Below are 15,499 nucleotides of genomic sequence, written 5' to 3'. Positions count from 1 at the left end.
GCCCCGCCGTCAGCGTCGCGACTTCGGCGCGCGCTTGGGCTGGTTGCGCGGTCCGGCCTGGGCGTACTTGTGCACGGGACGCGGTGCGCCGTCGACCGGGGAGTCGGCGCTGTCGTCGGCAGCAGCACCGGTGGCGTCCGCGCCGACGTAGGCCGGCTCGGCCACACCGGATGCTGCGGTGGCCCCCTGCCTGGCACCGTGGCGCGCGACGTACTTGTCGAGCTCACGGACGGCGGGCTCGTTGCGACGCAGGTCGACGAGCAGCGGGGTCGCGATGAAGATCGACGAGTAGGCACCGACCGCGATGCCGATGAAGAGGGCGAGCGACAGGTCGAGCAGCGTGCCCGGGCCGAGCAGCGTGAAGCCGACGAAGAGGACGGCCGCGATCGGCAGCAACGCGACGACGGTCGTGTTGATCGAGCGGACCAGCGTCTGGTTGACCGCGAGGTTGGCCGCCGCGGAGTACGTCATGCGCTTCGTCCGGAACGCGTCCGCGGTGTTCTCGCGCACCTTGTCGAAGACGACGACGGTGTCGTAGAGCGAGTACCCGAGGATCGTGAGGAACCCGATCATCGACGAGGGCGTGATCTCGAAGCCGAAGAGCGCGTAGATGCCGACCGTGATGACGAGGTCGTGCAGCAGGGCCACGAGACCCGACACGGCCATCTTCCAGGTGCGGAAGTACAGCGCCATGACCGCCGTCACGATGACGAGGAAGACGATGAGTCCCCGGATCGCCTGCTGGCTGACCGACTGCCCCCAGCTCGGACCGATGAGCGACGCGCTGACCGCGCCCTTGTCGACGCCGAACTGCTGGGCGAGTGCGGTGCTGGCCTCGTCGGTGCGGTCGGCCGCAGCCTCGGACTGCACGCGGACGGTGTCCTGGCCGACGATCGTCGTGACGACGTTGCCCTCGATGCCGGCGTTGGCGATGGCGGTCTGGGCCTTCTCCTCGTAGCCCTGGCTGTTGGACACGCCCTGGACGCGGAACTCCGAGCCACCGCTGAACTCGATGCCGAAGTTCAGGCCCTTGACGAAGATGCCGACGAGTGCGAGGACGATGAGCACCGCCGAGATGGCGTACCACGTCTTCTGGCGCTTGATGAACTCGATCGAGCGCTTGCCGGTGTAGAGGTCGTTGCCGACCTGGGCGAAGTTGATCATGCCTGGGCCTTCCCATCGGCGACGCGGGCCGAGCCCACGGTGGCGGGCGGGCGCTGGACGCCGGGTGCCCCGAACTGGCCGCGGCCGCGGTAGCGGACCGCCTCCTTGGCGCCGAGGCGCTCCGGGTCGAGACCCGACCACTTGTGGCCGCCGCCGAAGAACTTCGTGCGGGCCAGCAGCTGCACCGTGGGGTGCGTGAAGAGGATGACGACGAGCAGGTCGATGAGCGTTGTCAGTCCGAGCGTGAACGCGAAGCCCCGGACGTTGCTCGAGGCGAGGAAGTACAGCACCCCGGCCGCGATGAAGTTGACGCCGTCGGCCGCGATGATCGTGCGGCGGGCGCGCTTCCACCCGGTCTCGACGGCAGCCACGAGCGGGCGACCGTCACGCACCTCGTCGCGGATGCGCTCGAAGTAGACGATGAAGCTGTCGGCCGTGACACCGATGGCCACGATGAGACCCGTCACCCCGGCCATCGTCAGGCGGAAGCCGTGCGTCGTACCGAGGACCGTCACCGCGAGGTAGGTGATGACGGAGGCCACGACGAGCGAGGCGACCGTGACGAGGCCGAGCGCGCGGTACTGGAGCAGCGAGTAGATGACGACGAGCAGCAGGCCGATGAAGCCGGCCAGCAGGCCGATGCGCAGCTGCTCCTCACCGAGCTGGGGCGTGATGTTGTCCTGCGTCTGCAGGGCGAAGGAGATCGGGAGGGCACCGAACTTCAGCTGTTCGGCGAGCTGCTTGGCCGAGTCGATGGTGAACGAGCCGGTGATCGAGGCCCGACCGTCGGTGATGACGGCGCGGGCCTGCGGTGCCGTGATGACGGCCTTGTCGAGCACGACGGCGAACTGGTCGAGCGGCGGCTGGGACTGCAGGCCGTAGAGGCGCTTGGTCACGGCCGCGAACTTGGCCTTGCCGGCGTCCTTGAAGGACAGTGCGACCTCGACGATGGAGGTCGGCTGACCGTTGGGGCCGGGCTGGTAGCCGCTCGTGGCGTCGGCGATCTCGCTGCCGTCGATCTCGCTCGGGCCGAGGACGTACTTGGTGACACGGTCCTCGCCGCACGTGGCGATGGGCTGGGCCGGGTCGTCCTGGATCTTGTCGACCGCCCCGGGAGCCGAGCAGTCGAGCGCGGTGTACTCCTTGGCGACCTTCGTCGCAGCTGCGTCGGCCTTGGCCTTGTCCCAGCCGAGCCCGACGAGGCCGGTGCTCACCTGCGTCTTGATGGCGGCCTCGGTCTGCGCGGCCGTCGGCGCGGGGGCCTCGGTGGCGGCAGGTGCCGGCGTCGTCGCCGTGCCCGACGGCGTCGGGGTCACCGGGGTCGTGGCGGCGCGCAGCGCGTCGGGGACGACGCCGTTCTGGGCGGTCGCGGACGTCGAGGGCGTCGCAGTGCTCGTGGCCTTCGGCGTGCCCGTGCCGGTCGCGGTGCCGGAAGGCGTCGCCGTGCCGGTGGACGTCCCGGTCGGCGTGCCGCTCGGGTTGGCCTGGCTGGCGTTGGGGTCGAGCGCCTGCACGTAGACGGCGCGGAAGCGCAGCTGAGAGGGCTTCTTCAGCGCGTCGAGCTGCTCGGCCGTCGGCTGGCCGGGGATCGCCACGACGATGCTGCGGCCGCCCTGCGTCGTGATCTCGGCCTCGGAGACGCCGTTGGCGTCGATGCGCTGGCGGATGATGTCGACCGCGCGGTTGACCTGGCCCTCGCTGATGGTCTCGGTGCCGTTGAGCTGGGGCTGGAGCACGAGCTCCGTGCCGCCCTCGAGGTCGAGCCCGAGGCGAGGGTTCATCGACCCGTCGGCCCACTTCGTCAGGCCGGCGGCGAGACCGCCGAGGGCGAGGATGATGACGACGAGCGCCAGGAGGCTCCGTCTCGCCGACTTCTTGGTGGAGCTGCGTGCCACGAAACCCTCACTGACCGTTCTGGTGGGAACCCGGGTTCGCACCCGGCGCGTCGTCGACGGGGGCGTCGTGGGCGGGCGAACCAGCGGCTGCCGCATCGGCGGCAGCCACGTCGGCCTGCTTCATCGCCAGGGCTCGCCGGTCGAACCGGACGGTCGTGCCCTCGGCGATCTCGAGCCACGCGCTGCTGTCGTCGAGGTGCTTGATCGTGCCGTAGATGCCCGACGAGGTGACGACGGCGTCTCCGACCTCGAGCGACGAGCTGAAGTTGCGCATCTGCTTCATCCGCTTGTTCTGGGAGAAGAACAGCCAGCCCAGCAGCAGCAGGGGCAGGGCGAAAATCAGCAACGAGAGGGCCCCGTTGTTGTTCATGTCAGCTCAGTCCTTCGTGTCTTCGTCCGGTCAGCGCGCAGGCGCGCCACGACCCGTTGATCGGGTCGGCTGTCGCGTCAACGACCGGGAGCACCGGATGGTGCCGCGGCAGCGGCGATGGTGCCCGCAGGAGTCTACGTGCGCCGGTGCAGTTTGTCAGACCAAGACGGAACGGTTCCGCAGCGTGCGCGGGTCACGTTTTGGTCGCGCTCGGTGCCGGCCGCGCGACCACGCCGGGCCCGGCCTCAGGCGTCGAATCGCGCGCCGCCGGCCTCGTCGATGGGCAGGGTGGCGGTCCAGAGGGCCTGCGAGTCGTGCGGTGGGGTCAGGCCCAGGTGCTCCCAGGCGAGGCTCGAGGCGGCCCGGCCACGGGGGGTGCGGACCATGAAGCCCTCGCGCACGAGGTAGGGCTCGGCGACCGTCTCGACGGTGTCGGGCTCCTCGCCCACGGCGACGGCGAGGGTCGAGAGGCCTACGGGCCCGCCGTTGAAGCGGCGGCAGAGCGCCTCCAGCACGGCTCGGTCGAGGCGGTCCAAACCGCGCTCGTCGACGTCGAAGAGCTCGAGCGCCTGACGCGACGCGGAGTGAGTGACGCGGTCCTCGCCGTGCACCTGGGCCCAGTCGCGGACCCGGCGCAGCAGGCGGTTGGCGATGCGCGGCGTGCCGCGGGATCTCAGGGCGATCTCGCGGATGCCGTCCTCGTCGGCGTCGAGGCCGAGCAGGCGTGCCGAACGGTGCAGGATCGTGACGAGGTCGGCCGCGGCGTAGTAGTCGAGGTGGCCGGTGAAGCCGAAGCGGTCGCGGAGCGGCGCGGGCAGCAGCCCGGCACGTGTCGTCGCACCGACGACGGTGAAGGGCGGCAGCTCGAGCGGGATGGCCGTCGCGCCGGGACCCTTGCCGATGATGACGTCGACCCGGAAGTCCTCCATCGCGAGGTAGAGCATCTCCTCGGCCGAGCGCGACATCCGGTGGATCTCGTCGAGGAAGAGCACCTCCCCCTCGGCGAGCGACGAGAGGACCGACGCGAGGTCGCCGGCGTGCTGGATCGCGGGGCCCGAGGTGATGCGGATGGGCTGCTCGAGCTCACCGGCGACGATCATCGCCAGGGTGGTCTTGCCGAGCCCGGGCGGGCCCGAGAGCAGCACGTGGTCGGGCGGCGTGCCACGACGCTTGGCGGCCTTGAGGACGAGTCCCAGCTGGTCGCGGACGCGGGTCTGTCCGGGGAAGTCGTCGAGTCGCTTGGGACGCAGCGCGGCCTCGACCTGTCGCTCGTCGGTGTCGCCGGCCGCGTCGACGATGCGTGCCGTCGCGTCGAAGGAGCCGTCGTCCCAGACGTCCGGCTCGGCCCCGGTGTCGAGCTCCCAGGAGCGGTCGACGCTCATCGGCCGAGCTCCTGCAGCGCGGCCCGCAACAGTGCCGACACCCCGGCGCCGTCGGCCGCGATCGGCGCGATCTTGTCGAGCGCGTCGTCGGCCTGGCGCACGGTCCATCCGAGTCCGACGAGCGCCTCCCTCACCTGCTCGCGCCACGCCTCGCCGGTGTCGAGGTGGACGTGGTCGCTCTGGCCGGCCGAGCCTGGCAGGGCGCCGAGCTTGTCCTTGAGCTCGAGGACCATCCGCTCTGCCCCCTTCTTGCCGATGCCCGGGACCTTGGTCAGCGCGACGAGGTCGCCGGTGCCCAGCGCGACCCGGACGGCGTCGGGCGAGTGGACCGCCAGCACGGCCAGCGCGAGGCGGGGACCGACCCCCGAGACGGTCTGGACGGTCTCGAAGACGTGCTTCTCGTCGTCGGTGGCGAAGCCGTAGAGCGTCAGCGAGTCCTCGCGCACGACGAGACTGGTGGCGAGCTCGGTGGGCTGGCCCAGGCGCACGGACGTCGCGGTGGCCGGGGTGGTGTGGACGAGCATGCCGACACCGCCGACGCCGACCACGACCGAGTCGAGGCCGACCTTGAGGACGGTGCCGGAGAGCGAGGCGATCATCGGGGCTGGGCTCCAGGGTGGGGTCGGGCGGTCTGGCCGGTGCGGGTGGGCTGGGTGGTCGCGGCGCGCAGCCGCTGCAGCGGTGGGGCGGCTCCCGGCGGGACCCGACGGGGTATGCCGCTCCCCCGGTTGCCCGTGCGCGCGAGCACCTCGAGCCGCGCCTCCTCGAGGCGGCTCTGCGTGCCTCCGCGCCACACGTGGCAGATCGCGAGGGCGAGCGCGTCGGCGGCGTCGGCGGGCTTGGGCGGGGTGTCGAGCCCGAGGAGCCGGGTCACCATCGTCGTCACCTGCGCCTTGTCGGCGCGGCCGCTGCCGCTGACCGCGGCCTTGACCTCGGTGGGTGTGTGGAGGGTGACGGGCAGGCCGAGCCGCTCGGCCATGATCATGACGATCCCGGTCACCTGAGCGGTGCCCATCACGGTGGAGACGTTGGTGTCGGCGAAGACGCGCTCGATGGCCACGGCCTCGGGACGGTGCCGCGCGAACCACTGGCGCATCTCGTCCTCGACGGCGACGAGGCGCTTCGGGGTGGGGTCGCCGGACGGCGTGCGGATGACCCCGACCTCGACGAGCGACAGCTTGCGCCCCGGGACTCCGTCGACGACGCCGACGCCGCAGCGGGTGAGCCCGGGGTCGACCGCGAGGACGCGCACGGCATACCTCCCTGGGGCGTGGGGCTCTGGACGATCCGAACAGGTGTTCGGGACAACGCTAACGGGCCTCCCCCGAAAGGACGGGAGGCACGCCGGTCTCGGCGTGCCTCCTCGTCGAACCTCGGGCGCACGAGCCCTCGGCGCAGTCAGTCCTCGTCGTCGTCGAGCTGTGCGAGGACGTCGTCGGGGATGTCGCCGTTGGCGAAGACGTTCTGCACGTCGTCGCTGTCCTCGAGCGCCTCGATGACGCGGATCATCTTCTTCGCGCCGTCGAGGTCGAGCGGGACCTGGAGGTTCGGGACGAACGACGCCTCGGCGGACTCGTAGTCGATGCCGGCGTCCTGGATCGCCTTGCGGACCGCGACGAAGTCGGTGGCCTCGGAGATGATCTCCCACGTGTCACCGTTGTCGTTGACCTCCTCGGCACCCGCCTCGAGCACCACTTCGAGGATGTCGTCCTCGGAGCCGGCGTCCTTGAGGACGGTCACGACACCCTTGCGGTTGAAGACGTAGGACACGGAGCCCGGGTCGGCGAGCTGGCCGCCGTTGCGCGTCAGCGCAGTGCGCACCTCGGCGGCAGCCCGGTTGCGGTTGTCGGTGAGGCACTCGATGAGCACGGCGACACCGTTGGGGGCGTAGCCCTCGTACATGATCGTCTGCCAGTCGGCCGCGCCCGCCTCGGCACCCGACGCGCGCTTGACGGCGCGGTCGATGTTGTCGTTGGGCACCGACGTCTTCTTGGCCTTCTGGATGGCGTCGTAGAGCGTCGGGTTGCCGGTGGGGTCGGCGCCGCCCTGACGGGCCGCGACCTCGATGTTCTTGATGAGCTTGGCGAAGAGCTTGCCGCGCTTGGCGTCCTTGGCCGCCTTCTGGTGCTTCGTGGTGGCCCATTTGGAGTGGCCGCTCATGCAGTGTCCTCGCGTTCCGGTGACTGGCGTGCACCCGACTGCTGGAGTCGGTGCTCTCTGACGATCGAGACGAACTCGGCGTGGATCCGGCGGTCGGCCCCCACCTCGGGGTGGAAGGACGTGGCCATGAGGTTGCCCTGCCGGACCGCGACGATCCTACCGGCGGCCGGGCCCTCGCTGACGCGGGCGAGCACCTCGACGCCCGGACCGGCCTGCTCGACCCATGGGGCGCGGATGAAGACGGCGTGCACCGTGCCCGTCGTCGAGGGGTCGCCCCAGGCGTAGTCGAAGTCCTGCTCGAAGGAGTCGACCTGACGGCCGAAGGCGTTGCGCCGCACCGTGATGTCGAGACCCCCGAGCGTCTGCTGGTCGGGACGCGCGTCGGCGATGCGGTCGGCGAGCATGATCATCCCGGCGCACGAGCCGTAGGCGGGCATGCCCTCGGCGATGCGCCGCAGCAGCGGCTCCCGCAGGTCGAAGGCGCGGACGAGCTTGTCCATGACCGTCGACTCGCCGCCGGGGATGACGAGGCCGTCGATGGCCTCGACCTCGGCCGGACGCCGGACCGTGACGCCCTCGGCGCCGAGCGCGGTGAGGGCTGCGAGGTGCTCGCGGACGTCGCCCTGGACGGCGAGGACGCCGATGCGCGGCACGCCGACGGCGTCGGCGCGACGGTCGGGGCCAGGGTCCGCGGCGGGATCGGCGGTCGTGCCGGGGATGGTGCTGATGGTGCTCACCGGGTCAGCGTAGAGCGCGCGTCGTGACGGACGCCCCACGGGTCGGGCAGCGAGAACCGTCTCGGATGCCAGACGTCCGCGGAGGCGGCCCTGACATCGGCACGATGCCACCGGATACGTTGCGGCCATGACGACGGTGCACACCCACGACGACCTGACCGCCCGCGCCGAGCAGGCCGATGCCGCCTCCCCGCTCCGGGGCACCCGCGACCTGTTCACCATCCCCGACGACGTCATCTACCTCGACGGCAACTCGCTGGGCGCCCTGCCGAGCGCGGTGCCGGCCGTCGTCGACGACGTCATGCACCGCCAGTGGGGTGAGCGCTTGATCCGCTCGTGGAACGAGGCCGACTGGTGGGGCGCGCAGACCCGCGTCGGCGACCGCGTCGGCCGTCTCGTCGGTGCCGCTCCCGGCCAGGTGGTCGTGACCGACTCGACGTCGGTCAACCTCTTCAAGGCGGTCATCGGCGCCGGACGGCTGCGGCCCGGCCGCAGCGTCGTGATCACCGACCCCGACTCCTTCCCGACCGACCTCTACATGACCGAGTCCGCGGCCGAGCTGGCCGGCCTCGAGGTGCGCCGGGTCCACCCGCGCGACGCCGTGGCCGCCATCGCCGACATCGGTGACGCCCTCGCGCTCGCCTCCTACTCGAGCGTCGACTACCGCACCGGCGAGCTCTGGGACCTGCGCGCGATCACCGAGGCCGCCCATGCCGTCGGCGCCCTCGCCTGCTGGGACCTCTGCCACTCGGCGGGCGTCATCGCGGTCGAGCTCGACGAGGGCGGCGCCGACCTCGCGGTCGGGTGCGGCTACAAGTACCTCAACGGCGGCCCCGGCGCCCCAGCCTTCCTCTACGTCGCGACCCGCCACCAGGACGACTTCGACCAGCCCCTCACGGGCTGGCAGGGACACGCCCACCCCTTCGAGATGCGTCCGGACTACGAGCCCGCGCCCGGCATCACGCGGGCCAGGGTCGGGACCCCGCCCCTGCTCTCGGTGCTCGCCCTCGAGGCCGCGCTCACGGCCTACGACGGCCTCTCCCCCGCAGACGTCCGGGCGGCGTCGCTCTCGGTGACCAGCACCTTCATCGACGCCCTCGACGCGCTCGGGGTCGGCCTCCCGCTGGCGACGCCGCGCGAGCCGGAGCGCCGGGGGTCCCAGGTGTCACTGCGCCACCCCCAGGCGTTCGCCGTCGTGCAGGCCCTCATCGCCCGTGGTGTCATCGGGGACTTCCGCGAGCCCGACATCATCCGGCTGGGCTTCGCGCCGCTCTACGTCACCCACGTGGACGCGGTGCAGGCCGCGGTCCACGTCAAGGAGGTCCTCGACGGGCGCGAGTTCGAGCGTCCCGAGTTCGCCGAGCGCGGCGCCGTCACCTGACTCATCGTCGGGTGGCTGGTGCTGCGGCGCCCGTCATCGCGTGGGCCGGCGTCGACGGGCGTCCGTCAGCACGTCGACGTTGTCGCTCCACTGCTCGGCGGAGCCGACTCCTCGGGGCAGTGCCCGCACGGCCGGGTCGGTGACGCTGGCCTCGAGGACCTCGACCACGGCGCCGCGCACGCCGCGGTAGGGCCGGTCCCAGAACGGCTCGACGGGGTCGGCGACGGTGGGCAGCCCGACCTCGCCCTGGACCACGGCCAGCACCCGCAGCGCCTCGACGAGACCGTCCTCCCGCTGCCGCCAGTCAGGCGATGCCACCGCCCGTTCGAGCGGTCCGAGGGCGACCGCGGACCGGGGCAGCCGGGCGAAGCTCGCGCCGAGCCACTTGGCGTAGGGCGGCCAGCGCCGCTCGAGCAGGTGGCCCAGGTGCATCGCGATCCCGGCCAGCCGCGCCGCGACGACCCGCGAGCCGAGGTCGTCGCCGCACTCCCCCGTCCGGCCGACGAAGGGCAGCTCCTGCCCGAGCCGGACCCAGTCGGTCGCGACGACGTGGCGCCAGACGTCGTCGGGACACCACGCGAGGCGCTGGCGTATGCCGGACAGCTCGCCCACGTCGTCGACGAAGACCTCTCCCCCGGTGAGCTCGAGGACGGCCTGGCCCGTCAGGGAGAGCCAGTCGTCCACCGTCAGGTCGCGGGTGGGGTCGACGCCGAGGCGCGAGACGGCGAGGTCGCGGGCCGTCTCGACCTGCACCCGATGGCGCACAGCCGGGTCCCACGTCGTCGCGAACCGGGTGGGGTGGCCGGCGAACGACGCAGGCAGCCGCTCGGCGAGGTGGTCGTCGACGGCCACGACGACGTCGTCCGGGACGAGGAGGTTGAGCCTCAGGCCCCAGTCGTGGTCGCGCGACATCGCGTCGTCGAGCCCGAGGACGTCGGACCCGCTCCCGAGACGGGCTGCGGCACACGGCATCCCGGGCCAGTGGTCACGCACGAGGGGCTCGACGACCCGCTCGAAGTAGGTCCGCGACAGCTCCGCTCCGGTGGCGCTCACGCACCCGATCGTGCCAGCCCGGGCACCCGGACGGAGACGCGGTGTGCAGTGCTCGGTGCCATGGCCCCGACGACCGCACACGGCGCGAGTCCCCGGCCACGGACGCGTATGCCGCCGCGCCCGGTGGGGCACGGCGGCATACGTCAGTGTGTAGCTGGGAGTGCGGAGGTCACCAACCGCGCTCGGAGAGACGGTGCGGCTGGGCGATCTCGTCGACGTTGATGCCGACCATGGCCTCGCCGAGGCCGCGCGAGACCTTGGCGATGACGTCGGGGTCGTCGTGGAAGGTCGTCGCCTTGACGATGGCCTCGGCGCGCTGGGCCGGGTTGCCGGACTTGAAGATGCCCGAGCCGACGAAGACACCCTCGGCGCCGAGCTGCATCATCATCGCGGCGTCGGCAGGCGTCGCGATGCCACCGGCCGTGAAGAGCACGACGGGGAGCTTGCCGGCCTCGGCGACCTCCTTGACGAGCTCGTAGGGAGCCTGGAGCTCCTTCGCCGCGACGTAGAGCTCGTCGGGGCTCATCGAGTGCAGGCGGTTGAGCTCGGCGCGCAGGGTGCGCATGTGCGTCGTCGCGTTGGAGACGTCACCGGTGCCGGCCTCACCCTTCGAGCGGATCATCGCCGCGCCCTCGGTGATCCGGCGCAGCGCCTCGCCGAGGTTGGTCGCACCACAGACGAAGGGCACGGTGAACTGCCACTTGTCGATGTGGTTGGCGTAGTCGGCCGGGGTCAGCACCTCGGACTCGTCGATGTAGTCCACGCCGAGGCTCTGGAGCACCTGCGCCTCGACGAAGTGGCCGATGCGGGCCTTGGCCATGACGGGGATCGAGACGGCCTCGATGATGCCGTCGATCATGTCGGGGTCGCTCATGCGCGACACGCCGCCCTGGGCGCGGATGTCGGCGGGGACCCGCTCGAGGGCCATGACGGCGACGGCGCCGGCGTCCTCGGCGATCTTGGCCTGCTCGGCCGTGACGACGTCCATGATGACGCCGCCCTTGAGCATCTCGGCCATGCCGCGCTTCACGCGCGTCGTGCCGGTGTGGCTCGTGCCGCTCTGCTGGTCAGCCGCGGGCGTGCTGCCCGAGGTCGGGGTGGTGCTCACGATGTCCTGCTTTCCCGTGATCTGGGTTCGGTGTGCCTCAAAGCGTAGGCCCCCGCGAGAGGTGTGGACGACGCGGTCCGCGGTCCTGCGCGTGGGGCCGGTCACACGAGGGCGAGGTGCTCCGGCGAGTCGTCGTTGAACTCGATGGTGTGCGGCATCGGGGTGTAGCCCGCGAGGTGGAACATGCGGATGGTCCACTTGCGCCGCACCCGGCGGACGTCGGTGACGGCGTCGTTGTGGAAGCGTCGCGCCAGCTGTACGCGGGTGCAGGCCGAGGAGAGCCGGGCGAGCACGTCCTGCCCCAGGGCCGTCGAGCGCAGCGTGCTGACGGCCTGCGGGGTGAGGGCGAGCTCGAGGGCCTCGGTGAGGTCGTTCTCGGCGAGCTCGCGGGCGTCGCCGTGCTCCGACGGTGCCTCGAGGGACTCCGCCGCGGCGTTGGCCAGGATGAGCGCGGTCGCACCGTCGAGGAGCCCGCTGTTGGCCAGCTCGACGGCCGCCTCGGCCCGGCGGACCAGCCGCGCGTCGAGCGCGGCGAGGGTGCCGCTGAGGCGGACGTGGAGCCGGTCGAGGCGGGCCGCCGTGTAGGAGAGGTACCAGGCGATGACGACGAGGACGAAGAGGATCGCGAAGACCCACGAGAGGACCTCGCTCACCGGGCACCCCCGCGCAGGAAGCGGTTCCAGCGTCCCTGCGGCTCGAGGTGCGCGGCCGCGATGCCCTCGATGACGGTCTCGTAGACGGCGAGGATCTCGTCGGCGACGACCGACCAGTCGAAGAGCCGGGCCCGGTGCTGGCCGGCGGCGGCGAGCTCGGCGCGGCGCTCGGGTCGTCGGAGCAGGTCGACGAGCGTGCGCGCGAGGGCGTCGGGCTGCTCGTTGGCGAACATCGCGCCGGCCGTGCCGCCGTCGAGCACGCGCGAGAAGGCCGAGAGGTCGCTGGCGAGGACGCAGGCGCCGGCGCTCATCGCCTCGATGAGGATGATGCCGAAGCTCTCTCCCCCGGTGTTGGGCGCGACGTAGACGTCGACCGACGCGAGCAGCGACGCCTTGTCGTCGTCGGAGACGGAGCCGAGGAACTCGCACGCGGCGACGACCTCGGGCGACCAGCCCTGGGTGACCTCATCGGGGTCACCGGGCCCGGCGACGAGGACGCGGAGTCCCGGGACCGAGCGGAGGATCTCGGGCAGGGCAGCCGCGAGCACCGGGAGTCCCTTGCGCGGCTCCCCCATCCGGCCGAGGAAGGCGATCGTCGGCGATGCGGGCGTGCCCATCCACGCCGAGCGCCGCTGGGCGCTCGCGAACCGGTCGACGTAGACGCCGTTGGGGATGACGACCGCGTCGCCGCCGACGTGGGTCGTGACCGTCCGGCGGGCGTCCTCGCTCACGGCGATGCGGCCGGCGATCTTCTCGAGGCTCGGTCGGATGATCGGGTAGGCCGTCTGCATCGTCCGCGACCGCAGCATGGAGGTGTGGAAGGTCGCGACGATGGGTCCCTCGGCCGCCATGAGTGCGAGCACGCTGACACTGGGGGTGACCGGCTCGTGGAGGTGGAGCACGTCGAACTGGCCGGCGTCGAGCCACTTGCCGACCTTGGACGCCGTGACGGGGCCGAAGTTGAGACGCGCGACGGAGCCGTTGTAGCGCACGGCGGTGGCCCGGCCGGCCGACGTGACGTAGTCGGGCAGCTCGGTCTCGCTGTCGGCCGGTGCGAGCACCGACACGTCGTGCCCCTGGCCGATGAGGTGCTCGGCGAGGTCGCGCACGTGGAACTGCACCCCGCCCGGGACGTCGAACGAGTACGGGCAGACGATCCCGATCCTCACGTCGTGCGTCCCGTCGTCGGCTGTGCCGGCTGCGCGGAGGTCTGCGCGCCGGCGGCGTCCGAGGAGGCCGCAGGGGCGTCGAGGTCGTCGACGAAGACCCGCTGGAGCATGTGCCAGCTCGACGTGTGCTCGCGGATCGCGACGGCGACGTGGTCGGCGCACTGCTGGATGAGGTCGGCCGCCTTGACCGCCGTCGTGCCCTCGACACGGGGCACGAGACGGTTGCTGAACTCGATGACCGTGCGATGGCCGCCGAGGCCGGAGCCAGCAGGAGCGGGTTCGTACCAGATCCGGGCCGCGAAGAGCGGTGCACCGGTCATCAGCGACAGGACGGCCGGCCCCTTGGCCATCCGCGCACGGTGGCCGAGGAGGTCGACCTCGACACCGCCGTTGGTGAGGTCGCGGTCGGCGGCCAGGGCGATGAGCCTCCCGCCGCTCCGTGTCGCGTCGAGCAGCCCGTGGAAGGGGTCGTCCCCGCCGGTGAGCGGGATGATGTCCATGTCGATGCTGCGCCGGAACGCGACGAACTCCTGGAAGACCTCTTCGGGCTTGAGCCGCTCGGCGACGGTCGTCACCGGCATGAGGCTGCCGGCGGACCAGGCCGCGGCGAGGTCGAAGTTGCCGAGGTGGCCGACGAAGACGACCCCGGCGTCGCCGCGCGCGCACAGCTCGCGGATCTCGGCGTCGCCACGGACGACGACCGCCCCGTCGATCTGGGCCCGGGTCAGGGACGGGAGCCGGAACGCCTCGCAGTAGTAGCGCATGTAGGAGCGCACCCCCTGGCGCACCAAGGAGTCGAGGACGGCATCGGACAGCTCGGGCCGCACCCGACGGTAGTTCGACCGCAGCCGGTCGATGCCCTTCCCACCGCGCCGGACGGAGATGGCGGCCACCCGGTCGAAGAGGGCGTATGCCGCGCGCTCCGGGAGGGCGCGGACGACGGACCACCCGAGCTTGAAGCCGAGCACGCTGACGGTGTCGGTGGCGCGGCGTGCGAGGTCGCTCACGCGCCCACCTCGCCGGAGGCAAGGGCCTGGCGACGCACCGTCAGCATCCGCTGGAGGACGGTGACGAGGCTGGCGACGGCGAGCAGGCCCAGGACGACGCCGAGCAGGATCGTCGAGTTGAAGAGGTCGGCGAAGAAGGCCGCCACGAGAACGGCGACGAGCCGGTCGGCGCGTTCGGCGATCCCGACGTTGGCCGTGTAGCCGAGGCCCTCTGCCCGCGCCTTGGCGTAGGACACGACGCTGCCGAGGATGAGGCAGCTGAGCGCGAGGCCGGCCATGAGCTGGTTGTTGCCCTTGCCGGCGTAGAAGAGCACGAGGCCGCCGAAGATCGCGGCGTCGCCGATGCGGTCGAGCGTGGAGTCGAGGTAGGCGCCCCACTTGCTCGAGCGGCCGGACTCGCGGGCCATGATGCCGTCGACGTTGTCGGAGAAGACGAACGCGGTGATGACGAGCACGCCGACCCAGATCTCACCGCGGGGGAAGAACGCCAGTGCCCCGGCGCACACCCCGAGGGTGCCGACGACCGTCACGACGTCGGGACTGATCCCGAGGCGGAGGAACAGGTGGGCGATCGGACCGAGGATCTTGGTCAGCGACGCGCGCAGGAGTCTGTTGAGCATGGTGGTGACAGCGTACTGACCGGTCGGGCGTGCTCGGGCCCGGCGCACGCACCGTGGCGCGTCCGTGACCTGCGTGCCCGCCTGGGGGTGGTCCTCAGTCGGTCGGCCAGGCATCGACGAGGCGCTCGCGGGTGTCCTCGAGCAGGACGGGCAGCGCCTTGGTCTGGCCGACGATGGGCAGGAAGTTCGAGTCGCCGCTCCAGCGCGGCACGACGTGCTGGTGCAGGTGGGCCGCGACCCCGGCGCCGGCGACGGCTCCCTGGTTCATGCCGAGGTTGTAGCCGTGCGGCTCGGAGGCTGTCTGGAGGGCACGCACGGCCTGCTTGGTCAGCGCCGTGAACTCGGCCGTCTCGTCGTGGGTGAGGTCGACGTAGAGGGAGACGTGACGGTAGGGACAGACGAGGACGTGGCCCGGGTTGTAGGGGAAGAGGTTCATCACGACGTAGCAGTGCTCGCCGCGGTGGACGATGAGGCCCTCTGCGTCCGTCTTGCCCGGAGCGGCGCAGAACGGGCAGCCGTGCCCGGCCTCCTCGGTGGGCCGGTCCCCGAGGATGTACGCCATCCGGTGCGGGGTCCAGAGCCGCTCGAAGCCGTCCTCGACGCGGGCGAAGTCGGTCGCCGGCTCGAGGGTGGGCTTGGGGGCGGGCTTGGGGGCGGGCTCGGGGGCGGGGCTTCCACCCGTGGGCGTCGGGCCACTCCCCTGCGTCGTCATGGTGACTGATCCTAGGACGACGCCCGCGACGCGCGACGACCCGCCTGCCGCGTGTCGATTTCCCCATCGGCCCGAGCTTCGGTTCAAT

At 71.7% G+C, this 15,499-nt stretch carries 16 protein-coding genes; 1 reads left to right on the top strand and 15 read right to left on the bottom strand.

Annotation, left to right across the window (positions count from 1 at the left end; translation table 11 throughout):
• Nucleotides 1–9: 9 nt before the first annotated feature.
• From secF to pdxT, 8 genes are all read right to left on the bottom strand, one after another.
• Nucleotides 10–1,164, bottom strand: coding sequence for a protein translocase subunit SecF (secF, locus tag AB4Z14_RS00365; protein ID WP_442273419.1), 1,155 nt, complete (start codon nucleotides 1,162–1,164; stop codon nucleotides 10–12).
• Nucleotides 1,161–3,059 carry a protein translocase subunit SecD gene (gene secD / locus AB4Z14_RS00360; RefSeq protein WP_442273418.1) on the bottom strand — a complete coding sequence of 633 codons (1,899 nt, stop codon included), beginning with the start codon at nucleotides 3,057–3,059 and terminating at the stop codon, nucleotides 1,161–1,163. The genes secF and secD overlap by 4 nt, the downstream gene beginning before the upstream one ends.
• Nucleotides 3,060–3,066: 7 nt before the next feature.
• Nucleotides 3,067–3,429: a preprotein translocase subunit YajC gene (yajC, locus tag AB4Z14_RS00355; RefSeq protein WP_442273417.1), complete on the bottom strand. Its 363-nt coding sequence runs from the start codon at nucleotides 3,427–3,429 to the stop codon at nucleotides 3,067–3,069.
• A 245-nt stretch (nucleotides 3,430–3,674) separates the two neighbouring features.
• Nucleotides 3,675–4,811: a Holliday junction branch migration DNA helicase RuvB gene (ruvB, locus tag AB4Z14_RS00350; protein ID WP_056825368.1), complete on the bottom strand. Its 1,137-nt coding sequence runs from the start codon at nucleotides 4,809–4,811 to the stop codon at nucleotides 3,675–3,677.
• Complete coding sequence (gene ruvA / locus AB4Z14_RS00345) at nucleotides 4,808–5,410, bottom strand: Holliday junction branch migration protein RuvA (RefSeq protein ID WP_442273416.1); 603 nt, start codon at nucleotides 5,408–5,410, stop codon at nucleotides 4,808–4,810. The genes ruvB and ruvA overlap by 4 nt, the downstream gene beginning before the upstream one ends.
• Nucleotides 5,407–6,063, bottom strand: a complete 657-nt coding sequence (gene ruvC, locus AB4Z14_RS00340) for a crossover junction endodeoxyribonuclease RuvC (protein WP_056777220.1) — start codon at nucleotides 6,061–6,063, stop codon at nucleotides 5,407–5,409. The genes ruvA and ruvC overlap by 4 nt, the downstream gene beginning before the upstream one ends.
• Nucleotides 6,064–6,209: 146 nt before the next feature.
• On the bottom strand, nucleotides 6,210–6,971 hold the full coding sequence (locus tag AB4Z14_RS00335; protein WP_056756635.1) for a YebC/PmpR family DNA-binding transcriptional regulator: 762 nt from the start codon (nucleotides 6,969–6,971) through the stop codon (nucleotides 6,210–6,212).
• Nucleotides 6,968–7,708 (bottom strand): pyridoxal 5'-phosphate synthase glutaminase subunit PdxT, encoded by a 741-nt coding sequence (gene pdxT, locus AB4Z14_RS00330; RefSeq protein WP_442273415.1) that lies wholly within the window; start codon nucleotides 7,706–7,708, stop codon nucleotides 6,968–6,970. Before pdxT ends, AB4Z14_RS00335 begins: the two co-directional genes overlap by 4 nt.
• A gap of 127 nt (nucleotides 7,709–7,835) precedes the next feature.
• Between pdxT and kynU the strand changes: the two genes are divergently transcribed.
• Nucleotides 7,836–9,089, top strand: a complete 1,254-nt coding sequence (kynU, locus tag AB4Z14_RS00325; protein ID WP_442273414.1) for a kynureninase — start codon at nucleotides 7,836–7,838, stop codon at nucleotides 9,087–9,089.
• Nucleotides 9,090–9,122: 33 nt separating this feature from the next.
• Here kynU and AB4Z14_RS00320 read toward each other — a convergent pair whose 3' ends face one another.
• From AB4Z14_RS00320 to AB4Z14_RS00290, 7 genes are all read right to left on the bottom strand, one after another.
• Entirely contained in the window at nucleotides 9,123–10,142 is a 1,020-nt protein-coding gene (locus tag AB4Z14_RS00320; protein WP_442273413.1) for a DUF4037 domain-containing protein, read from the bottom strand.
• Nucleotides 10,143–10,311: 169 nt separating this feature from the next.
• Nucleotides 10,312–11,250 carry a pyridoxal 5'-phosphate synthase lyase subunit PdxS gene (gene pdxS / locus AB4Z14_RS00315; protein ID WP_056825361.1) on the bottom strand — a complete coding sequence of 313 codons (939 nt, stop codon included), beginning with the start codon at nucleotides 11,248–11,250 and terminating at the stop codon, nucleotides 10,312–10,314.
• A gap of 101 nt (nucleotides 11,251–11,351) precedes the next feature.
• Nucleotides 11,352–11,903 carry a hypothetical protein gene (locus AB4Z14_RS00310; RefSeq protein ID WP_056777231.1) on the bottom strand — a complete coding sequence of 184 codons (552 nt, stop codon included), beginning with the start codon at nucleotides 11,901–11,903 and terminating at the stop codon, nucleotides 11,352–11,354.
• Complete coding sequence (locus tag AB4Z14_RS00305; RefSeq protein ID WP_442273412.1) at nucleotides 11,900–13,072, bottom strand: glycosyltransferase family 4 protein; 1,173 nt, start codon at nucleotides 13,070–13,072, stop codon at nucleotides 11,900–11,902. Before AB4Z14_RS00305 ends, AB4Z14_RS00310 begins: the two co-directional genes overlap by 4 nt.
• Nucleotides 13,069–14,079: a phosphatidylinositol mannoside acyltransferase gene (locus AB4Z14_RS00300; protein WP_442273411.1), complete on the bottom strand. Its 1,011-nt coding sequence runs from the start codon at nucleotides 14,077–14,079 to the stop codon at nucleotides 13,069–13,071. The genes AB4Z14_RS00305 and AB4Z14_RS00300 overlap by 4 nt, the downstream gene beginning before the upstream one ends.
• The gene (gene pgsA / locus AB4Z14_RS00295; protein WP_020144318.1) at nucleotides 14,076–14,699 is read right to left on the bottom strand and encodes a phosphatidylinositol phosphate synthase; all 624 of its coding nucleotides are present in this window, start codon (nucleotides 14,697–14,699) and stop codon (nucleotides 14,076–14,078) included. The genes AB4Z14_RS00300 and pgsA overlap by 4 nt, the downstream gene beginning before the upstream one ends.
• 94 nt (nucleotides 14,700–14,793) lie before the next feature.
• Entirely contained in the window at nucleotides 14,794–15,411 is a 618-nt protein-coding gene (locus AB4Z14_RS00290; protein ID WP_442273410.1) for an HIT family protein, read from the bottom strand.
• Between the last annotated feature and the right edge of the window lie 88 nt (nucleotides 15,412–15,499).

The sequence above is a fragment of the Terrabacter sp. 2TAF16 genome (genome assembly GCF_052115065.1).
Lineage (GTDB): Bacteria > Actinomycetota > Actinomycetes > Actinomycetales > Dermatophilaceae > Terrabacter.
This window is presented reverse-complemented; position numbering and strand designations above follow the sequence as displayed.